This window comes from Mucilaginibacter straminoryzae, from assembly GCF_022953055.1.
Lineage (GTDB): Bacteria > Bacteroidota > Bacteroidia > Sphingobacteriales > Sphingobacteriaceae > Mucilaginibacter > Mucilaginibacter straminoryzae.
Genome location: NZ_JALJEJ010000001.1, coordinates 477,231 through 495,391, shown reverse-complemented (window position 1 = coordinate 495,391; position 18,161 = coordinate 477,231). Strand labels below are relative to the sequence as shown.

The 18,161-nt window shown below is 45.6% G+C and carries 15 protein-coding genes; 4 read left to right on the top strand and 11 right to left on the bottom strand.

Translation table 11 applies throughout. The features are described 5' to 3' along the window. Positions 1 to 25 precede the first annotated feature (25 nt). From MUY27_RS02210 to MUY27_RS02200, 3 genes are all read left to right on the top strand, one after another. Positions 26 to 1,555, top strand: coding sequence for a PAS domain-containing sensor histidine kinase (locus tag MUY27_RS02210; protein ID WP_245128334.1), 1,530 nt, complete (start codon positions 26 to 28; stop codon positions 1,553 to 1,555). Between the two features lie 100 nt (positions 1,556 to 1,655). After that, positions 1,656 to 2,804 (top strand): glycoside hydrolase family 130 protein, encoded by a 1,149-nt coding sequence (locus MUY27_RS02205; protein ID WP_245128333.1) that lies wholly within the window; start codon positions 1,656 to 1,658, stop codon positions 2,802 to 2,804. 179 nt (positions 2,805 to 2,983) lie between these two features. After that, positions 2,984 to 3,820: a phosphatidylinositol-specific phospholipase C/glycerophosphodiester phosphodiesterase family protein gene (locus tag MUY27_RS02200; protein WP_245128332.1), complete on the top strand. Its 837-nt coding sequence runs from the start codon at positions 2,984 to 2,986 to the stop codon at positions 3,818 to 3,820. 55 nt (positions 3,821 to 3,875) lie between these two features. Here MUY27_RS02200 and MUY27_RS02195 read toward each other — a convergent pair whose 3' ends face one another. Then, positions 3,876 to 4,256 carry a PleD family two-component system response regulator gene (locus tag MUY27_RS02195; RefSeq protein WP_245128331.1) on the bottom strand — a complete coding sequence of 127 codons (381 nt, stop codon included), beginning with the start codon at positions 4,254 to 4,256 and terminating at the stop codon, positions 3,876 to 3,878. 154 nt (positions 4,257 to 4,410) lie between these two features. After that, the gene (locus MUY27_RS02190) at positions 4,411 to 4,779 is read right to left on the bottom strand and encodes a hypothetical protein (protein WP_245128330.1); all 369 of its coding nucleotides are present in this window, start codon (positions 4,777 to 4,779) and stop codon (positions 4,411 to 4,413) included. A 170-nt stretch (positions 4,780 to 4,949) separates the two neighbouring features. Here MUY27_RS02190 and MUY27_RS02185 point away from each other — a divergent pair, with 170 nt between their 5' ends. Further along, entirely contained in the window at positions 4,950 to 5,813 is an 864-nt protein-coding gene (locus tag MUY27_RS02185; RefSeq protein ID WP_245128329.1) for a hypothetical protein, read from the top strand. 61 nt (positions 5,814 to 5,874) lie between these two features. Here MUY27_RS02185 and MUY27_RS02180 read toward each other — a convergent pair whose 3' ends face one another. From MUY27_RS02180 to MUY27_RS02140, 9 genes are all read right to left on the bottom strand, one after another. Then, on the bottom strand, positions 5,875 to 6,993 hold the full coding sequence (locus tag MUY27_RS02180) for a bile acid:sodium symporter family protein (RefSeq protein ID WP_245128328.1): 1,119 nt from the start codon (positions 6,991 to 6,993) through the stop codon (positions 5,875 to 5,877). 32 nt (positions 6,994 to 7,025) lie between these two features. Beyond that, positions 7,026 to 7,952: an RraA family protein gene (locus tag MUY27_RS02175; RefSeq protein ID WP_245128327.1), complete on the bottom strand. Its 927-nt coding sequence runs from the start codon at positions 7,950 to 7,952 to the stop codon at positions 7,026 to 7,028. 23 nt (positions 7,953 to 7,975) lie between these two features. Continuing rightward, on the bottom strand, positions 7,976 to 9,235 hold the full coding sequence (locus MUY27_RS02170; protein WP_245128326.1) for an amidohydrolase/deacetylase family metallohydrolase: 1,260 nt from the start codon (positions 9,233 to 9,235) through the stop codon (positions 7,976 to 7,978). Positions 9,236 to 9,322: 87 nt separating this feature from the next. Next, positions 9,323 to 10,537 carry an aminotransferase class V-fold PLP-dependent enzyme gene (locus MUY27_RS02165; protein ID WP_245128325.1) on the bottom strand — a complete coding sequence of 405 codons (1,215 nt, stop codon included), beginning with the start codon at positions 10,535 to 10,537 and terminating at the stop codon, positions 9,323 to 9,325. A 27-nt stretch (positions 10,538 to 10,564) separates the two neighbouring features. Beyond that, the gene (locus MUY27_RS02160; protein WP_245128324.1) at positions 10,565 to 11,026 is read right to left on the bottom strand and encodes a RidA family protein; all 462 of its coding nucleotides are present in this window, start codon (positions 11,024 to 11,026) and stop codon (positions 10,565 to 10,567) included. 116 nt (positions 11,027 to 11,142) lie between these two features. Further along, a complete protein-coding gene (locus MUY27_RS02155; RefSeq protein WP_245128323.1) occupies positions 11,143 to 12,660 on the bottom strand; it encodes a SusD/RagB family nutrient-binding outer membrane lipoprotein in 1,518 nt (505 codons plus the stop codon). 43 nt (positions 12,661 to 12,703) lie between these two features. Continuing rightward, on the bottom strand, positions 12,704 to 16,108 hold the full coding sequence (locus MUY27_RS02150; RefSeq protein WP_245128322.1) for a SusC/RagA family TonB-linked outer membrane protein: 3,405 nt from the start codon (positions 16,106 to 16,108) through the stop codon (positions 12,704 to 12,706). Between the two features lie 182 nt (positions 16,109 to 16,290). Next, the gene (locus MUY27_RS02145) at positions 16,291 to 17,217 is read right to left on the bottom strand and encodes a FecR family protein (protein WP_245128321.1); all 927 of its coding nucleotides are present in this window, start codon (positions 17,215 to 17,217) and stop codon (positions 16,291 to 16,293) included. A gap of 232 nt (positions 17,218 to 17,449) precedes the next feature. Further along, the gene (locus MUY27_RS02140; protein ID WP_245128320.1) at positions 17,450 to 18,019 is read right to left on the bottom strand and encodes an RNA polymerase sigma-70 factor; all 570 of its coding nucleotides are present in this window, start codon (positions 18,017 to 18,019) and stop codon (positions 17,450 to 17,452) included. Between the last annotated feature and the right edge of the window lie 142 nt (positions 18,020 to 18,161).

The window sequence follows — 18,161 nt, the reverse complement described above, 5'->3', positions numbered from 1 at the left end:
TTTCCGCACTATTTTAACCTGAATTATGAAAGCAGTCGCAGAATTGTGTATAGATTTTGATGCATATTTTGAATTTGCACCACCTACTGTTATTGTCAGGCCGGATCCGCCCAGATTTACCATTATCGCCGCGAATGATGGCTACCTTAAGGTTACAAAATCATCATGGGCAGACCTGGAGGGTAAAGGTTTATTAGAAGCTTTTCCGCAGAATCCAAAGGATGCTACTACGACAAATAATGTCGCCTCCTTACGTGAAAGTTTAACAAAGGCCGTGATTACTAAATTGCCTCAGGAATTGCCTTCGCAGAAATACGATATACCCGTAAGAGGTACAGACCAGTTTGAAACCAGATACTGGAAGGCGACTAACTCTCCTGTTTTAAATAAACAAGGGGAAGTCACTTGCCTGATGCACGTTGCACTGGACATCAGCGAAGCTATACAAATTGCACAGAAAGAACGTTCGGCCTTAGAAATGTCTGAAGCACAGCGAAAATCGCTTCAGCAAATGGAAGAACGTTTACGCCTGGCAGTGGATTCCGCTAAAATGGGAACCTGGCACATCGACCTAAAAAATGGAAATATCACTACTTCGCTTCGTTTTAAAGAGCTGTACGGCTTTAATCCCGACGAACAATTTTCTATCGATGATTTGTTTAACATTGTCGGCGATGACTATCGCTACCGGGTAACAAGCGCAATTAAAGCCGCAATTGAATATCGCAAACCGCTGACCATCGAATTCCCGATTATAGGCCGGCATAACCAAAAGCTGCGCTGGATAAGGGCAACGGGGAAACACTACGAAGCCGAAGACAGCCAACCGTCCAACTATTCCGGAACGGTAATGGACATTACCGAACGTAAGCTGGACGAAATACGGAAAAATGATTTCATTGCTATGGTAAGCCACGAACTAAAAACGCCGCTTACTTCGGTTAAAGCCTACGTACAAATGCTTACCGGTAAATTAAAAAACAGTGGGGACAACTTTAGCATGGTCGCACTACAGAAAGTACATGTGCAGATAGAAAAAATGCACACCCTGATCAAAGGGTTTCTGGACGTGGCAAGGCTCGAAGCCGGGAAAATACAGCTGAACCTGCAAAACTTTGTTCTTTCCGAATTACTTCAACAAGCCGTAGATGAAGTGGAAGGGCTAACCAAATCGCACCAGTTTATACTCGACCTATGCGATTCCGTCACCGTTAATGCCGATAAAGACAAGATCTCGCAGGTGGTGAATAACTTCCTGAGCAATGCCATCAAATATTCACCTCATGGTGGTTTGATCACCATCAGTTGTGCTAAGCACGATGGCATGGTGACTGTTAGCGTGAAAGACACAGGAATTGGTATTTCCAAACAAGATCAGGAGCGCTTGTTCGACCGGTTCTACAGGGTAGAAAGTGCGGACACCCGCAATATTTCGGGGTTTGGGATCGGACTATACCTATGCGCCGAAATTGTAGAACGCCATAATGGGCACATCGGTGTATTTAGCGAACAGGGGCAGGGCTCAACCTTTTATTTTTCACTGCCGATAGATTAATGCGGATGTTGCCTTGCATGCTTTTAATTTCTATTTTAGGGCAAACCAATTAACCCTGCTGCAACCTTTTTTATGGGTTACTGCAAAACATACCGAATAGATGAGGATAAAGCTATTTGCATCGGCATTGCTGTTTGCATCCGTTAATATTTCTTTGGCCCAAAAACCTGCTGCTAACCGGCTACCCGATTGGGCATTTGGCGGCTTTGTAAGGCCAGCAAACATTAACCCGGTGATTACACCACGGTCTGATACCAAATTTACGGACCCTATGAGCGGTAAAAGCGTTGCCTGGGAAGCTTACTATACCTTTAACCCCGCGGCGGCGGTGCGTAACGGCAAAGTGGTTTTATTATATCGTTCAGAAGATAAAACAGGCACCGTAATCGGAACGCGGACATCGCGTTTGGGCTATGCAGAAAGTAACGATGGCTTGCATTTTACCCGCAATACTAAACCAGTGCTTTACCCAGGTAATGATAGCCAAAAAGCATACGAGTGGCCTGGCGGCTGCGAAGATCCGCGTATTGCCCGTGCCCCTAACGGAACTTACGTAGTATTATACACCCAGTGGAACCGTAAAGTACCACGGTTAGGCGTAGCTACTTCCAGAGATTTAAAGACCTGGGTAAAACACGGGCCGGCCTTTAAAAAAGCGTACAACGGAAAGTTTTGCAATATTCCGCACAAATCTGCTTCTATTGTTACACAAGTGGTGAACGGCAAGCAGGTGATCGCTAAAATAAAAGGCAAGTACTGGATGTACTGGGGCGAATTGCATGTCTACGCCGCTACTTCTGCTAACCTGGTAGATTGGACACCTTTAACCGATGCAGCGGGCAACTTAAAAGAATTAGCCTCGCCACGTAAAGGATATTTCGATAGCGAACTTACAGAATGCGGCCCGCCTGCTATCCTGACCCCAAAAGGCATTGTGCTGCTTTACAACGGAAAGAACCGTAACGACGCAGATGGCGATAAACGTTTTACACCCAACTCTTACTGTGCAGGGCAGATGCTTTTCGACAAAAATAACCCTGAAAAGTTGATCAGCCGACTCGACCTCCCTTTTATGCGCCCCATGGCACCGTTTGAAAAAAGCGGGCAGTATGTTAACGGAACCGTTTTTATTGAAGGGATGGCCTATTTCAAAAAGAAATGGTATCTGTACTATGGTTGTGCCGATTCTAAAGTTGGAGTAGCAGTTTACGATCCGAACCACCCCGCACTTCCAGACCCAATAAATTAAAATTAACAGCAACTCCAACAGCTAATTAGCCGTATAAAACATGACGACGGGGATTACTATACGTACAAATCCGCTTCTTGAAAAAAATCTTCATCAATTCCTCATCACGTAACAATAATTTTATATAAAAATCTTATTTTTACTTTAAGCAGACAATTGCGACTATCCTGATTAATTAGATGCAGATTAGAAAGATTATTGTGGTAATGGCCCTGGCAGTGGTGTGGGCCTTTTCGTCCAAAGCGCAGGTAACGCCGCTCAGCAACGCATTCGCCCATAACGACTATTGGCATAAACGCCCGCTGTTTGATGCTTTAAGCAACGGCTATACAAACGTAGAAGCTGATGTTTACCTTTACCATAACCGATTAGTCGTAACCCATATCCTGCCGATCCTTCACCATGGGCGCACGCTCGAAGATCTTTACCTGAAACCACTGGCAGAACATATCAGCCAGCACAACGGAAAAGTTTACGAGAATTACGACCATCCGATTATCCTAATGATCGACATTAAGTCTGATGCCAATAAAACGTATGCGCTGCTGAAACCGCTGTTGAAAAAATACGAGTCTATCCTTACCGGCTATCAGAACGGGGAATTAGTTACACGGCAGGTAAAGGTAGTAATCTCAGGTCATAAGCCGTATGAACCCCTACTGGAAGAAAAAGACCGCCTCGCATTTATTGATGAAGACCTTAGAAAAGTTACTGCCGATACCACCGGGCGCAGCACTTTGTTTACCATGGCCAGCTGTAAATACTCTAAATTGCTGAACTGGAAAGGCAAAGGCATATTGAGCATTGCGCAAAAAAACCGCTTATGCAATTATGTAAATGAGGCTCATCAGAACGGCGTAAAAGTACGCTTATGGGCTTCGCCCGATAACCAGAAGGTTTGGCAGCAGTTGTTACAATGCGGCGTAGATCTGATCAATACAGACAAGCTTTCCCGTCTGCGCAGTTTTCTGGTAACTAATAACAATAACAACACCCCATCCACCACACGGTTATAAAACAGCAAGACCACTCTTATAAAATAAGCGCGGTCTTACTGTATGAATTAATTCGCTAATTTTCGCTTGGAAGCTTTTCTGCAGGTGTTACCAACTTATTTACCTTGTCAATCAATGACCGCATAATGTAAGGCCGGTAAATAAATTCATCTGCTAAAAACTGGTCGAACGCCTGCGCTAACTCGCGCATGGGCGACATTAACAGCACCGGTACCTTATCATTATCATCAGACTGCTTAATCTTCCTGCACAATATGCCCCCATCCTGATTTGATGTGTGATCTATGATCAGAACTGCAGGTTTAAAATCTACGATCGTCTCTATCACCTTATCATCTTCTATTCCTAATACTTCAAAACCTTCTTGCTGTAAAGTACTTTTTGCCAGGCCTGTTACCAGGTTATCATTGGATACAATCAATACTTTATGTTTCATTACTTAGATACCCCTATTTAAAATTCACTTTCTGATTAATAATTGCCTCTGGTTTAAGGCACCAAATACATGTTCCTCCTAATAGATATTGCGGGTTGAACTATCTATAGCATGATAGAAGAACTGCAACAGAGGAACCAGGAAAGGGAAGTGATCAAATGGAAAATTTGCCGGTCAGCAGATAAGTATTTCTGCCCTTAGCCGCTATGGCAGGTAATAATCGTTTATGATACAACCGCCTGACTTGCAGCAATTGGTCGGCCATGCGGCATAGCACCCAAAGGCAGCCGATTGTAAAAGCAAGTTTTAGTAAAGGTTCTGAAAGCGCCTTACGGAGTTCAGTTTTGTAGCTTTCGGCTTCTTCCAAATACTCTGGACGGGCCTGCACAAAAGCTTTTACAATAATGAGCGTATGCTTTGCTCTCCGCAATTGATGATGCGCTTTAAACCCCATAAAAGGCCGCGCGACGAACAAAATCCCCGCTAAAACAAATATGATCTTCACGTACACCAGCTTGTGCATGCCGCAAATCTTATAAATTATTTACCGAACGGGAAATACGTAACATTTTTGTTGCAGGAAATCAATCATCATCTTATACGGCTATACAGAAGATAAATAAATCCATCGAGGCAACCCGGGACAAATTTTAGCAGTAATGAGTATAAAGCCATTTCAACACAAAAAAAGCTATGAAAACCACAAGACTATTGTCCTACACATTTGCCTTATTCATGATCGCCTCTGCGCTGATCTTTTCTTCTTGCAGCAAAAGCAATAACAGCACACCGCAGCAGCAGGATCAACCGACTACCGGTATATCCCTCACCGCTGATGCCAAATTCGGCAATATCCTTACAGACAACAACGGACGCACGTTGTACTTCTTTTATAATGATGCGGGTACCACCTCTTCCTGCACCGGCGGCTGCGCGGTAGCCTGGCCGGTATTTTATAAAGAAAACCCTTCTATCGGCACCGGGTTAAGCGCCGCAGACTTCGGCGTAATCACCCGTACAGATGGGTCAAAACAAACTACCTACAAAGGCTGGCCGCTTTATTATTTTGCCAGCGACGCTAAAAAAGGAGACGTGAATGGCGATGGCGTTGGCGGCAACTGGGTAGTGGCAAAGGCCGACTATACCGTGATGGTAGCAAACGGACAACTGGTAGGCCATGATGGCGCTAACTATAACGATCAGGGTTTGGCTGGTACAGGCGCCTCTATGTACCTGACCGATGCTAACGGCAGAACGCTATACCTGTTCTCTAAAGACACACACAATACCAATGTGTTTACCAAATCAGACTTCAGCAATGACGTTGTTTGGCCGATAGACCAGGTAACCGCAATTGGCAGTATCCCTTCTACTTTAGACAAAACCCAGTTTGCCACCATTACCGTTTTTGGCAAAACACAGCTGGTTTTTAAAGGCCACCCGCTTTACTACTTTGGGCAGGATAATGCTGTTAAAGGAAGCACCAAGGGCATAAGCTTCCCCACACCGGGCGCTGCTATCTGGAAGGTAGTGAACAGTAATACACCTGTTCTTTAATACAGCACAAATGCTTCTAAACGAAACATGCCTTCTGTTTAGTCAAAAGGCATGCTTTGTTTTAAGACCCTACGACCGGGGTTTCCGGTTCCGCGGCGGGCACTATTTCATCATCGATCTTCTTCCGGTGCCAGTACGTAGCTAAAATAGAGCCTGTAATATTCATCAACGGCCCAAATATAGCAGGTGCCAAACCAACGGTAGCCATTTTACCCATTTCCTTCGCCAAACCAGAAGCCAGACCGCCATTCTGCATTCCCACTTCGATAGCCATGGTCCTACAATCACGCTCAGGCATTTTAAATAAACGGCCAGACCAATAGCCTAACGTGTACCCCAAAAGGTTATGAATCAAGACGATCAGTAGTAGTTCCAGCCCGATACTCAGCAAGCTGTTACGCCCCGCTGCGGTGATGATCACGATAATTACGGCAATGCCAGACATAGAAATGAGCGGCATGATCTTTTCCAGCAAGGTAGCTTTCTTCAGCAAGTACTTATTGAACAAAATACCCGCACCGATCGGGATAATCACCATCTTGAAGATATCCCACATCATTTTCAGCACATCTATCTTAATAAAGGCGCCGCCGAGCAATTTCATCAGCATGGGGGTAAATACAGGCGCCAGTAAAGTTGACACCGCTGTAATGGTGATGGATAAAGCCAGGTTAGCTTTAGCCAGGTACGAGATCACGTTAGAAGCCATCCCATTTGGCGAGCAACCGATCAGGATGATACCGGCGGCAATTTCGGGCGGGAACCCGCTTAGCTTCGCAAGGGTAAAACCGATGGTCGGCATAATAATAAAATGGCTGAACACACCAATAAACACGCCTTTAGGCATCTTGATCACCCCGGCAAAGTCATCTATGCTCATAGACGTGCCCATACCAAACATAATGATCTGGATCAGCGGTGTAATTAATACCGCCAGCTTCATATCGCCCACCTGCAGAAAATACTGCGGGTAGTACATTGCAGTGGTTACTGCGGCAAAGATCATCAGGGTATAAGAGAAGCCCTTTAGCAGTTTGAAGCCCTGGAATGCAATAGCCATCAGCACAAATACCGCTATAAAGAAAGGACCCGCCTGGGCAATGTTACCTTGCAGGCCCATTACCGCCACCGCGACCAGACAAGCCACGGACAGACCGGCTAATATTTTATAAAGGTTCATTTTAAATCTTTTTTAAAAGCAGGAGCCGTTAGCTACCAGGTACGCTTTTTCATAAACTCATCTAACTGCGCGCGGGTAATCTGCGACTCTTCCGGATGCTGGGCCAGCCACTTCATAAAAGCTGCACGGATGTTCTCTGTCCACTCGCTGTCAATCTCGCCAGTAGTAAAACGGCCGGCTTTCAACATTTCATGGCTGAACTTATCCCTCAAGGCAATAAACTCTGCGGTAGCCACGACCTTTTCTGCCAGGTGCGCCGGGATGAACAGTACGCCTTCCCTTTCAGAGATCACCAGGTCGCCGGGCATTACAATAGCTCGGCCAATCCGTATCGGCGAGTTCAGCCCCATTAATACCATTTCTTCCAGGTATGAAGGGTCGAAATCGCGGACGAAGGCGTTAAACCCTTTAATGTCGCTCAAACCGGATAAATCGCGGGCAGAGCCGTCAAAAATCACACCGTTGCCGGATTTGTTGAAGATAGAGTTACCCAGGTTGTCGCCAATCAGCGTTCCACCTTTGATCTTACCAAAACCATCGGCTACGTAAACGTCCCCAGGCACCAGCACATCAATAGGCCAGGCATTGGTATTGCCTTTACGGCCCTGCTTCTGCCCGCGGTCTTTAATCAGTTTCTCCACATCCGGACGGCTGGGCATGTACATAGCGGTAACAGCTCGCCCGACTACAGGCACGTCATCGTGCACCATTTTCCAGTTGCCTTCAAACTGGTTATTATAACCTTCGTTCCTAAGCACCTGCCAGGCCTCTTCAATACCGATCTTCTTCGCCCGCTGTATCAGTGCATCCGGGATTTTTGGCCGCCCATCGGCAAAACGCTCCCCTTTCCACTCAGAAGTTAAAAAGATCAGTTCTTCTTTCGGGATAGTTTGCGCAATGGAAACCGTATGGCTTGCCACTACGGCAAGCATACCAATCAACGCATGTTTAAATTTCATCTTCAGGTTTATAAAAGGTATTCTTAGTGGTTAGTAGGCGGCGCAATCACATACACCGGATCTACAATACCATTCAGATCATAAACAATTTTACCGGCACGGATGGTTAGCTCGCACTCCAGCTTTTTATCTGTAGCTATTTTATAGCCTGTATAGTCGAACAAACCAAATTTACCTTTACGCACGTTCAAAACAGCAACATCTGCATCAGATCCTACAGAAAGGTTACCCAATTCTTCGTGCTTAATCTCTGCTGCCGGGTTCATGGTGGATGCTTTGATCACGCTTTTCAGGTCCATGCCCAGTGCCATAAATTTAGACATCGTGGTCAGCATATCCTTCATCGCCTCGTTCATACTACCTACGTGTAAGTCCGTACTGATAGAGTTCGGGTAGAAGCCCTCTTTCATCGCCGGGATAGCCTGCGAAAAGGCGAAGCTGATACCCCCGTAACCCACATCGAAGAAGATGCCCCGCTTGCGGGCTTCCCATACAAAGGGTTTAACTTTCTTAGTGGTAGTATCAACAATAAATTCTCTTGTCTTTAACTGGCCGAAACAGTGGGTGAAGATATCGCCCGGACGCATGTGCTTCAAAAACAACTCTTCGATAGGCAGCGGAGGGGTAGCACCGCCGAAATCAACCATGATCGGAATACCGCCTGCTAAATTGCCGGCTTCGATCGCACGATCGGCCGGGGCCCAGTCATGCCCTTCATAATGGGCAAGTTTAAAGCCTACAATGTACTTACTATACTGGCGGGCAACCAGCGCCGACATTTTTGGATCCATGTCGTTCAGGTTCTGCTCGTACCCGCCGCGCATACCTTCGCCAACAATATTTAAGAAGGCCAGTACGCGCGTTTGCGACTGATCTATCGTTTGCTCTTTAAACTTAGGGAAGGTACGCCAGCCCGAGCTTCCGGCATCTACCACTGTGGTTACGCCATTGCGTAAAGTAAAACCATCAGGCGGCAGCCCCAGGTTACCGTCTTCGTATTGGTGATTGGGCTGCGTCCCCCAGAAATTATGGGTATGAATGTCAATCAAGCCCGGCGTAACAATAAGTCCTTTTGCGTCAACTACTTGCGTAGCGCCTTTGCCGCTGATATTTTTGGCTACCTTTAGAATTTTACCCCCTCCGATAGCAACATCCATTACCTCGTCGATGTTGTTCTTCGGGTCGATCACGTGGCCGCCCTTGATCACAATATCATAAGATTGTGCAAATACAGCAGGGCAACCAAGCGCCAGTAACAGCGCCAGTGATAGTAATTTTTTCATTTTCATAGATTTGAAATAAAGCGTAAAAGCAAGCTTTTGGCTAAAGAATACTTTTACGCTTACTGATTAATTGGTTAAGAATTACAGTTAAGCTGTAGCTGCTTTCTGAAGAATAGTTTTAACGCGGTTTGCAACCACATCTATCTGATCTGGGCGAAGCAGCACCACGCCAACTACGAGTGTACCCTCTCTTCTGTTAGCAACAATGCTTGGTGTGCCATCCTTTAACTGCTTCAGTACCTCCTCTGCTTTGATTTTCACCTTGCTTTCGTCCCAATCTACAAACAGGCTGGGGAAGGCATTTGCCGGGCCCGGGTCAACAACAGTTTTGGTTTTAACGGTGCTTACGGTTTCCAGTTTAGTACCGATACGTTTGGCGCGTTGCAGCCAGTCTTCCCACTCTTTCTTATGATCTCTTTCCAAATAAGCTTTCAGGGCGGCATACATACCGAACATTTCTTCTTTGTTAACCTTCATCGGCCGGCCGATCGGCGCTTCATGCGGGCTATGGTTTAATCTTGCTGCAGTGATCAGGTCTTTTCTGCCGAACAACAATCCGGCGCTTTGCGGCCCGTGAATCATTTTACCACCAGAAAAAGTCACCAGGTCGAACCCAATTTTCTGGAACTTGAACAGGTTCTCAACCGGCGGAACGTCAGCTGCGGCATCAAGGAAGGTAGGGATGTTATGCTTTTTGGCAATCCGTACAAAATCTTCGTGAGTAATGCTGCTACTGCCTGCGGCATTAAAGAACAAGGCCATTACCGTATTTTTATTGATTGCCTGTTCCATTTCCGCAGGGCCGGTTACCTCGATTATTTTTGCTCCTGTTGTACTTACCGCTTGATCGAACAAATAACGATGCGTTTTTTGCATGATCACTTCCGGGCGCGGGCCGGGCAGGTTCGGCAGCATTTTAATTTTTTCTGCATCTGTACCGGTAATGCAGGCTGCTGTACCCAGTAACATGGCACAAGCCGCGCCAGAGGTAACCATAGCCGCTTCTACGTGCAGCATTTCGGCAATTTTAGCACCCACTTTATCCTGCAGCTCATACATGTTTGCAAAATCATGCGAGGTTGAGTTTATGGCCTCAAGCGTTTCGGGCGCCATTAATGAACCAGACAAAAAAGTCATGGTCACCCCGGCGTTTATTACCGGCGTTACACCAAGTTCTTTAAAAAAATCACGTTTGGGTGTAACTGGTGGCTCGGCGCTTTTATTTAAGGAAGCAGCTTTAGACAACAGGCTTCCCGAAAAAGGGAGTATGCCCAGTCCTTTAATAAGGTTTCTGCGTTTCATTGTTTATTTTTAATAAGGGTGTGGCTATTAGATGTAGGCAATGCAATCCATCTCTACCAGTGAGTTTCCGGGAACGCCACCTTTAGCTACAGCTACCGTGGTACGCACCGGAGGTTTAGCGCCGAAACGGCCTTTGTATACCTCGTTCATGCCCTGGTAATCTGCAATATCATTCAGGTAAACGTTCACTTTCAATACTTTTTCCATAGAAGATCCGGCCTTTTTAAGCTCGTTCTCCAGTTCTTTCAGCACAATTTCGGTATGCGCTTTAATTTCAAAAGGCTCAACGTGGGCGCCTTTACCGGCAACAAACACCATATTGCCCATACGGGTTGAACCCGAGAAAAGCGGCACGTCCTGGTATTCGGTAACGTTGTTTACCTCTTTCTCTTCGCTTGGTGTTGTGTTGGCTGCTTTTGCTAATCCAAAAACAGATACTCCGGCTACTGAAGCCAGCATTTTCTTTAAAATTGACCTTCTCTTTTCCATGGTATTATTGCGGTTGTTGTTTTTAAATGCGCTTTTTATCGTTCAGAGTGGAATCAATAGCCTGCCGGCCTTGCCGGCAGTGCTATTAACACTCAATCAACCAAATTAAGTATTTTCTACTGCTTATCCCACCACATTCTGGTCAGGAAATCATCTGATCCCTGACGGGCAATGGCAGCACGGTAATTTTCGCCGTTCAAGTTTTGTTCGGTGTTCGGATACAGCATCCTTCTGAATATTTTACCCCCGGTGGCGTTACCTACATAATTGTTAGGTACCAGCGGCGGATAGCCCGTTCTTCTGTAGGTGGCAAACACTTCCTGCGAATTCGGGAACACACCCACCCAGAACTGTGTATAGATCTGCTGCATCTGACTATCAAATGTACCCGCAACCAGCGGATGGTACTTGATATAGGTCTGGATCTGGTTAGTGCTGATGTTACCCCCAAACAGTGACCATTGACGCATCGACGCCGCTATACCGCTTTCATAAAGCGAACTTGCGGTAGCAGTAGTATACCATCCGCGCAGCGCAGCTTCTGCAAGCAGGAAGTTAGTTTCTGCATTGGTTAACAACAGGTAAGGGCTGTTCAGTTGTAATATGGTAGCAGGGTTTGGCTCTGAATAGGTTACAAAATCAGCAGGTTTTACACCTAACGAAGCTGACATCCCCTTCTGGATAGAAGCCGTGGTATCCGGCTTACCGTTTGACCATACTACCGAAAGCACGCCCAGACGCGGATCATTATTGGTTTTCAGGTAGTTAATAAATACATCCTGGTACTTTCCGCCCTCGGGATTGCTTGATCCGTTGGCCACAATGTAATCTGAGTTCAGCATCCAGAAAGCCAATGGATTTTTGTTGATATCCTGACCGGCAGATACATAACCGTTCACTTTAGCGATGTCGGCATCGTTCAGAATTACACCACCTGCGATTGCTTTTCTTGCCCAAGTCTCTGCCTGTGCAATATCCACCTTGGTCATGCGCATGGCATGGCGAAGCATTAACGAATAGGCGAACTTTTTCCATTTGGTTACATCGCCGTTATAGATCAGGTCAGCCGCACCGAAAGTAGCCTTTGACGCATCGAAAGCCGACGCAGCCTGGTCCAATTCTTTCAGGATGTCTGCGTAGATATCTTTCTGGGCATCATAAGCTGGTTTGTAGTTTGCGTCTGTATAGCCTTTGCCTGCCTGCGAATAAGGAATATCGCCGTACAGATCTGTAATACGGCTAAAGCAGTAGGCCCGCCATATCCGTGCTGCTGATAACAGGTTTACCTGGTCTGGTTTCCCGGTTACCTGCCCTATCACCTGCTGCACCTCATTGATCTCTTTGATGTAAGCATTGTTGAATACGGCCCAGGATTGGGTACTTTGGCTCAGGATATATTTGGCACCAAAGCCCGCTACGTCATTATAGCTGGTGGTGTACTGCATGGTTCCCTGCAGCAGGGTTAATACGTCGCCCGCACCGTCAAGTTCAGCCTTGGTAAAAACGAAAGCCGGGGTTGGTGTCGATGACGCATTAGGGTTAATGTTCATTTCCTCAAACCCCTTGTCACATGCCTGCAACCCTAAACATAGGCCTGCAAACAGGGGTACATATTTCCGAAAATAGTGTTTCATGTTCATTATCGTTTTAAATGAGGTTCTCACCTATTTACAGCTGTTAAAATTTAACCATCAGGTTCACACCAAAACTGCGTGTTCTTGGCAAACCTAAAGACTCAAAGCCCTGGCTCGATCCGTTCGTAAAGCTTGTTTCAGGATCGAAGTTGTCGGTCTTTTTATAGATTGTCAGCAGGTTACGCGCAACAAAGGCAATGGAAGCGCTTTGCACACCCAACACTTTCAGCTTGTCTGCCGGTATGGCATAGCTTAGAATGATCTGGCGTAGTTTTACAAAGCTGCCATCATGCAGGAAAAGCTCTGAGTATGATTTATAGTTATCATAGTAAGAACGAAGACCCGATACCGGAACTACGCGAGAGTATGCTTTACCAGTCTGATCGACACCTGTTAACTGCAGACCGTTATCGCGGCCAGGCAGGGTAGTCTTCATCAAACCTAAACGAGTTCCGTAAACTTCCATCAGCGAGAATATCTTGTTTCCGAACTTGCCGTCCAGCAACACATTCAATGAGAAGCGCTTGTAGCGGAAATCGTTAGATAAACCCATGGTTAAAGGTGCCACACCATTACCCAGTTTCTGTAAACCGGTAGCTACCGGTAAGCCCGTAGTTGCGTTGAAAACCACATTACCCTGCGCATCTCTTAACATACGGGTACCTACGATGCTTCCGTAAGGCTGACCAACAATGTTGTTTACATAAGCCCAGCCGTTTACGGTAGAAGCCATCTGGATCTGGTTAAGACCTTCTGCCAGTCTTACCACTTCGTTTTTGTTATAAGCTACGTTATAGCTGGCGCTCCAGCTGAAATCGCGGGTTTTAACCGGTGTTCCGTTGATCAAAGCTTCGATACCTTTGTTATCTAACTGCCCGACATTCAGGATCACGTTATTGTAACCGCTGGTACCGGAGATAGCTGTAGAAACGATATCGTCTGTTGTTTTACGGTTGTACACGGTAATATCAAAACCTAAGCGGCTGTTCAGGAAACGTGCTTCGATACCGGCCTCTGTAGTAGTTGACGTATATGGATGCAGGTTAGCATTGGTAATAGTAGTACTTGATACCGACTGGATAGGCTGACCAGAGCTTGGCAACATCATAAACGCCTGGTTGATCTGGTAAGGATCCGGCGCGCCGCCACCTACCTGCGCCCATGATGCCCGCAATTTGGCATAGCTTACAGATTTAGGCAGTTTAAATGCTTCTGACAGCACAAAGCTACCACCTACCGAAGGGTAAAATAAGCTATTGTTCTTAGGGCTAAGGGTAGAGAACCAATCCTGGCGGCCGGTAACTGTTAAATATGCGTAATTCTTAAAGCTGAAATCTGCCGAACCCATTAAAGAGTTAATGCCTGTTTTATTGTTAGTTGGTGTAGTTGAAACGGTTGACAGGTTTGTAGAACTGTAAAAATACGGAATAATATAGTTACTGCCCGCGATGTTAGACTGATTGTAAACCGAACGCTGCTGGTTACCGCCCACGAAAGCAGAAATACCAAAGTCTTTGATCTTGCCGTTGTAGTTCAACGTTAGTAAGCCGTTGGTTTCAGAGGCGTCAACTTTCAGTTCGTTATACTGCCCGTTTGGTACATAAAGTGTACCGGTAGGCAATATGTACTGATAGTTATAGTAGTAGAAATCGCGGCTGACAACACCCTTTATAGATAGGTTCTTGATCAGTTCGTAAGTAACACCTGCCTGACCGATGAAACGGTTTTTGGTATCGCGCTCCTGGAACTTATTGATGACGAAATAGCTGTTGGTAGCGATAGAGGCATCATTCCATGGAGTTTCGTTTCCGTTAGCATCGTAACCAGGTGCTAACCAACGGATATCAGTAGTGTTGGCAACCATATAAGGTGTCCAGTTAGGGTTACCTAAAGCATCGCCCGCACCAGATCTGTTCTTCGCACGCTCGATGTTGTATTGCGCCAAAGCTTCAAAGCTTAATTTAGGGCTAAGTTTGCCGCTAAGGTTTAAGTTGCCGGTTTTACGATCGTAATTACTGTTCGGCAAAATGCTGTTTGCATTCAGGTCTGCAACAGAAAAACGATAGGTAATAGCTTCATTGCCGCCGGTAAAGGCAACCGTGTTGGTAAATGTAGAGCCGGTACGGTAGAAATTTTTGATATTATCTTTTTGTGCCGTATACGGATGGCTTTGCCCATCTGCTGCAACATAGTTGGAGCCATCTATTTTAGCACCGAAAGATCTCCTGCCGGTTTGTATCGCCGTAGCCTGATCCATTGGTTTTACACCGCCGTCGCCCTGGCCATACTCGTACTGCCAGTCTGGGAATACGGCAGGTGTTTCGGCTGTAAAAGTGGTATTGTAATCAACACCTACGCCCTTTTGCGCGCGACCTTTTTTGGTAGTGATCAGGATGACACCGTTTGCTGCACGTGCACCATACAAAGCAGCAGCTGTACCGCCCTTCAAAACGCTGATGGATTCAATATCATCCGGGTTGATACCGGCAATACCGTCGCCGCGGTCTACGTTACCTGCACCGCCGTTGGTGGTAGCGCTTCCGCCGGGAACGGTGTTATCAATCGGCATACCGTTCACCACGTAAAGCGGCTGGTTAGCGCCAGACAATGAGCCGTTACCGCGGATAATTACGCGGCTTGATCCACCCGGACCGGTAGACAAACCGGCAGCATTTACACCGGCTACTTTACCTGTCAGGGCGTTGGCTACGTTATTCTCTCGTGCCTGGGTAAACTCATCACCTTTAACCTCTGTTACAGCATAGGCCAAGGCCTTTTTCTGGCGCGAAATACCCAGTGCCGTTACTACAACCTCGTTCAGGCTATTGCGCTCTTCGGCCATTTTTACATCTACAGTAGCGCGGCCGTTAACTGCCACTTCCTGCGTGGTATAACCGATGTAAGTAAAAATAAGCGTAGCATTCTCGTCAGGAACGTTAAGGCTGTAGTGTCCCTGCATATCGGTAACTGTACCGCGTGGGCTGCCTTTAATTTTTACGCTCACGCCGATAAGCGCAGTGCCGGTATTATCTACCACCCTGCCGCTTACTTTAATAGGCGCTGATTTTTGTTCTTCCGCATCAGACGCGGCTGCAGCTTTTTTGTCTATCAGAATCACTGTTCCGGAGATGGCATAATCCAATCCCAGCGGATCAAGTAATTTGCGCAGTACCTGGTTTAACTGCTCGTTCTTTACGTCGATACTTACAGACTGGCTGGTGACAACAGAATTACTGAAAACAAAACTTACTTTGGTTTCTTTATTAATCTGCTTAAGCACGTCCTTTACAGGCATGTCTACAACATGGAGCGACACCTTCACGTTCAGGTCCTGCTTGGTAAGGTTTTTAGCCTGGACTGAAGTAACTCCGGTTAAAAAAATGATAATAAGTACCAACCTATCCAATACTTTACACAGCGATTGGAAGGACAATAATTTATTTGTCATATATTTGATAAAAAGTTTATAGTGATGAAACTCCCTTTTTTCTTAAAAGGGTACTATGGACTAATCGGGGGCCTTGCCCTTTGAAGGTTGGGTGTGCGGGAACACATTCAACCCTTTTTTTTGTGTATCTTTTCTATGCGATAGGCAATATCATTTTATGGTGTAACATCTGTTAATTGGTGTTAATATAAAGTATACGTGTTATCGTTAGCCTTGTAGCCGCTGCGTGTAAGCCTGGTAATGGCATTTAAAATACCCGGAAGGCTTTGCCCCTGAAAAACTGCTGTAATACGCTGGTGCGCCAGATGCTCTGATACCACAATATGGGCACCGTACTTATTACCCAGTTTTAGCGCAACCGTTTTCAGGTCGGTATTATCAAACATCAACTTGTCGTCCAGCCAGGCAATAGCATCTTCAGGTGTTTTTAAGGCCGAAAGCTTAAACTTAGCAGCGCCTTTTTCTGTTGTGGCAGATTGCCCGCGGGTCAGAAAAACCAGCTCTTTAGAATCTTCATCCTTTACGGCAACCTTACCTGTTAATACAGTAACATTATGCGGCTGATCGGCAGCATAGGCGCTTACGGTAAAGGTGGTACCCAGTACCTGGGTTTTTATTTTTCCTGAATGGATGATAAACGGCTGATGTGTTTTGTGTGCTACCTCAAAATAAGCTTCGCCTTTTAAATAAACCTCGCGGGTTTTCGCGTTGAATACCTGCGGGTAGGTAAGCTCGCTATTCGCATTAAGCGTAATTTTCGATCCGTCAGCCAATACAATCACCCTGGTTTTCCCCGGTAAAGAATGCTGGGTAACGTAGGCCACCGGGGCAGTTACTTCGGCAGTGCGGTTCTTCCATAAATAACCAATACAAAATACCGCCAGGATAACGGTTGCAAAAGCCAGCTTAACTTTAGTACGGCGCAAAGCCCATAAACGCAGTTTAATTTTACGCTGCATCTTGCTCCACTCTATGCCATCCGGCAAGTCCTTTTCGCCTGACTTATCCCAGAAAGCTTTCATGGCCTGATCAAACGCTTCGGGGTTGGGCGAATTTTTGATCAGCTCCATCAGTTCACCAAACTCCTCCTGGGTACATGCATTATCCATGTACTTCTGTAAAAGCTCGGTGTGTCTGTTGGTATGCTGCATTATTTTGCTGATTTATACTAAAGACACAGCAAAAGCAAGGATAGACTAATTGATTTTAAACTTTTTTAAACAAGTTGAGCGATTTACAACCAAAATGAGGTAAAAGAAGATACGGAAATAACAAAATTACGATAAGAAAGGAAATTTCTTATCATTTTCACAATAAAAAAGAACCAATATTAAGAAAAGACTAAAACAACTTAATAAAACTCAGGGTAAGAATAGCAACAAGGGTGGGATTAACATCATTTTTCACCAAAAACGCATTAATATAACTCAAAGCAGCTACTAAATGGTTCTTTACGGTATTTTTTGACAGGTTAAGTTTACCGGCGATCTCATCATAACTTAAGCCTTCTTCGCGGCTTAGTTTATAAACCAGCTGACGTTGCGGTGAAAGCTGACTAACGGCTTTCGAGATTAGTTTTTTGCACTCCGAAGCATCTATAAAAGATTCCAGTTCATTACTGCAAGGAACGGCTGTTCTCAGCAACTCGTTCACCAGGCGGGTATCACTGGCTGCTTTGCGTAGGTAGTTGAGCGAATAATTGCGAACGATGGTATAAATATAGCCGCCCATATTTTTTACATCTTTCAGCGCATCCTTATTCAGCCAAAGTTTGATAAAAATTTCCTGGGTAAGTTCTTCAGCTGCGTATTCAGATTTTGCGATGGCGTATACCTGCATATAAACCTGGTGTTTATAGGCTTCAAAAATTTCATCAAAGTTAAAATCTTCCTTTAGGTTAAACCCTCTCATTGGTCAGCTGTAATTGGCGGAAATTTTAACCCAATGTAATTATTTTTTTAATTCAAATAAAGGAAACATAAAATTAACAATGGAAATTTCTTTAACATCAGCCAATTGCCCCGCGCTGACCGGCAACATGTTGCGATTTTTA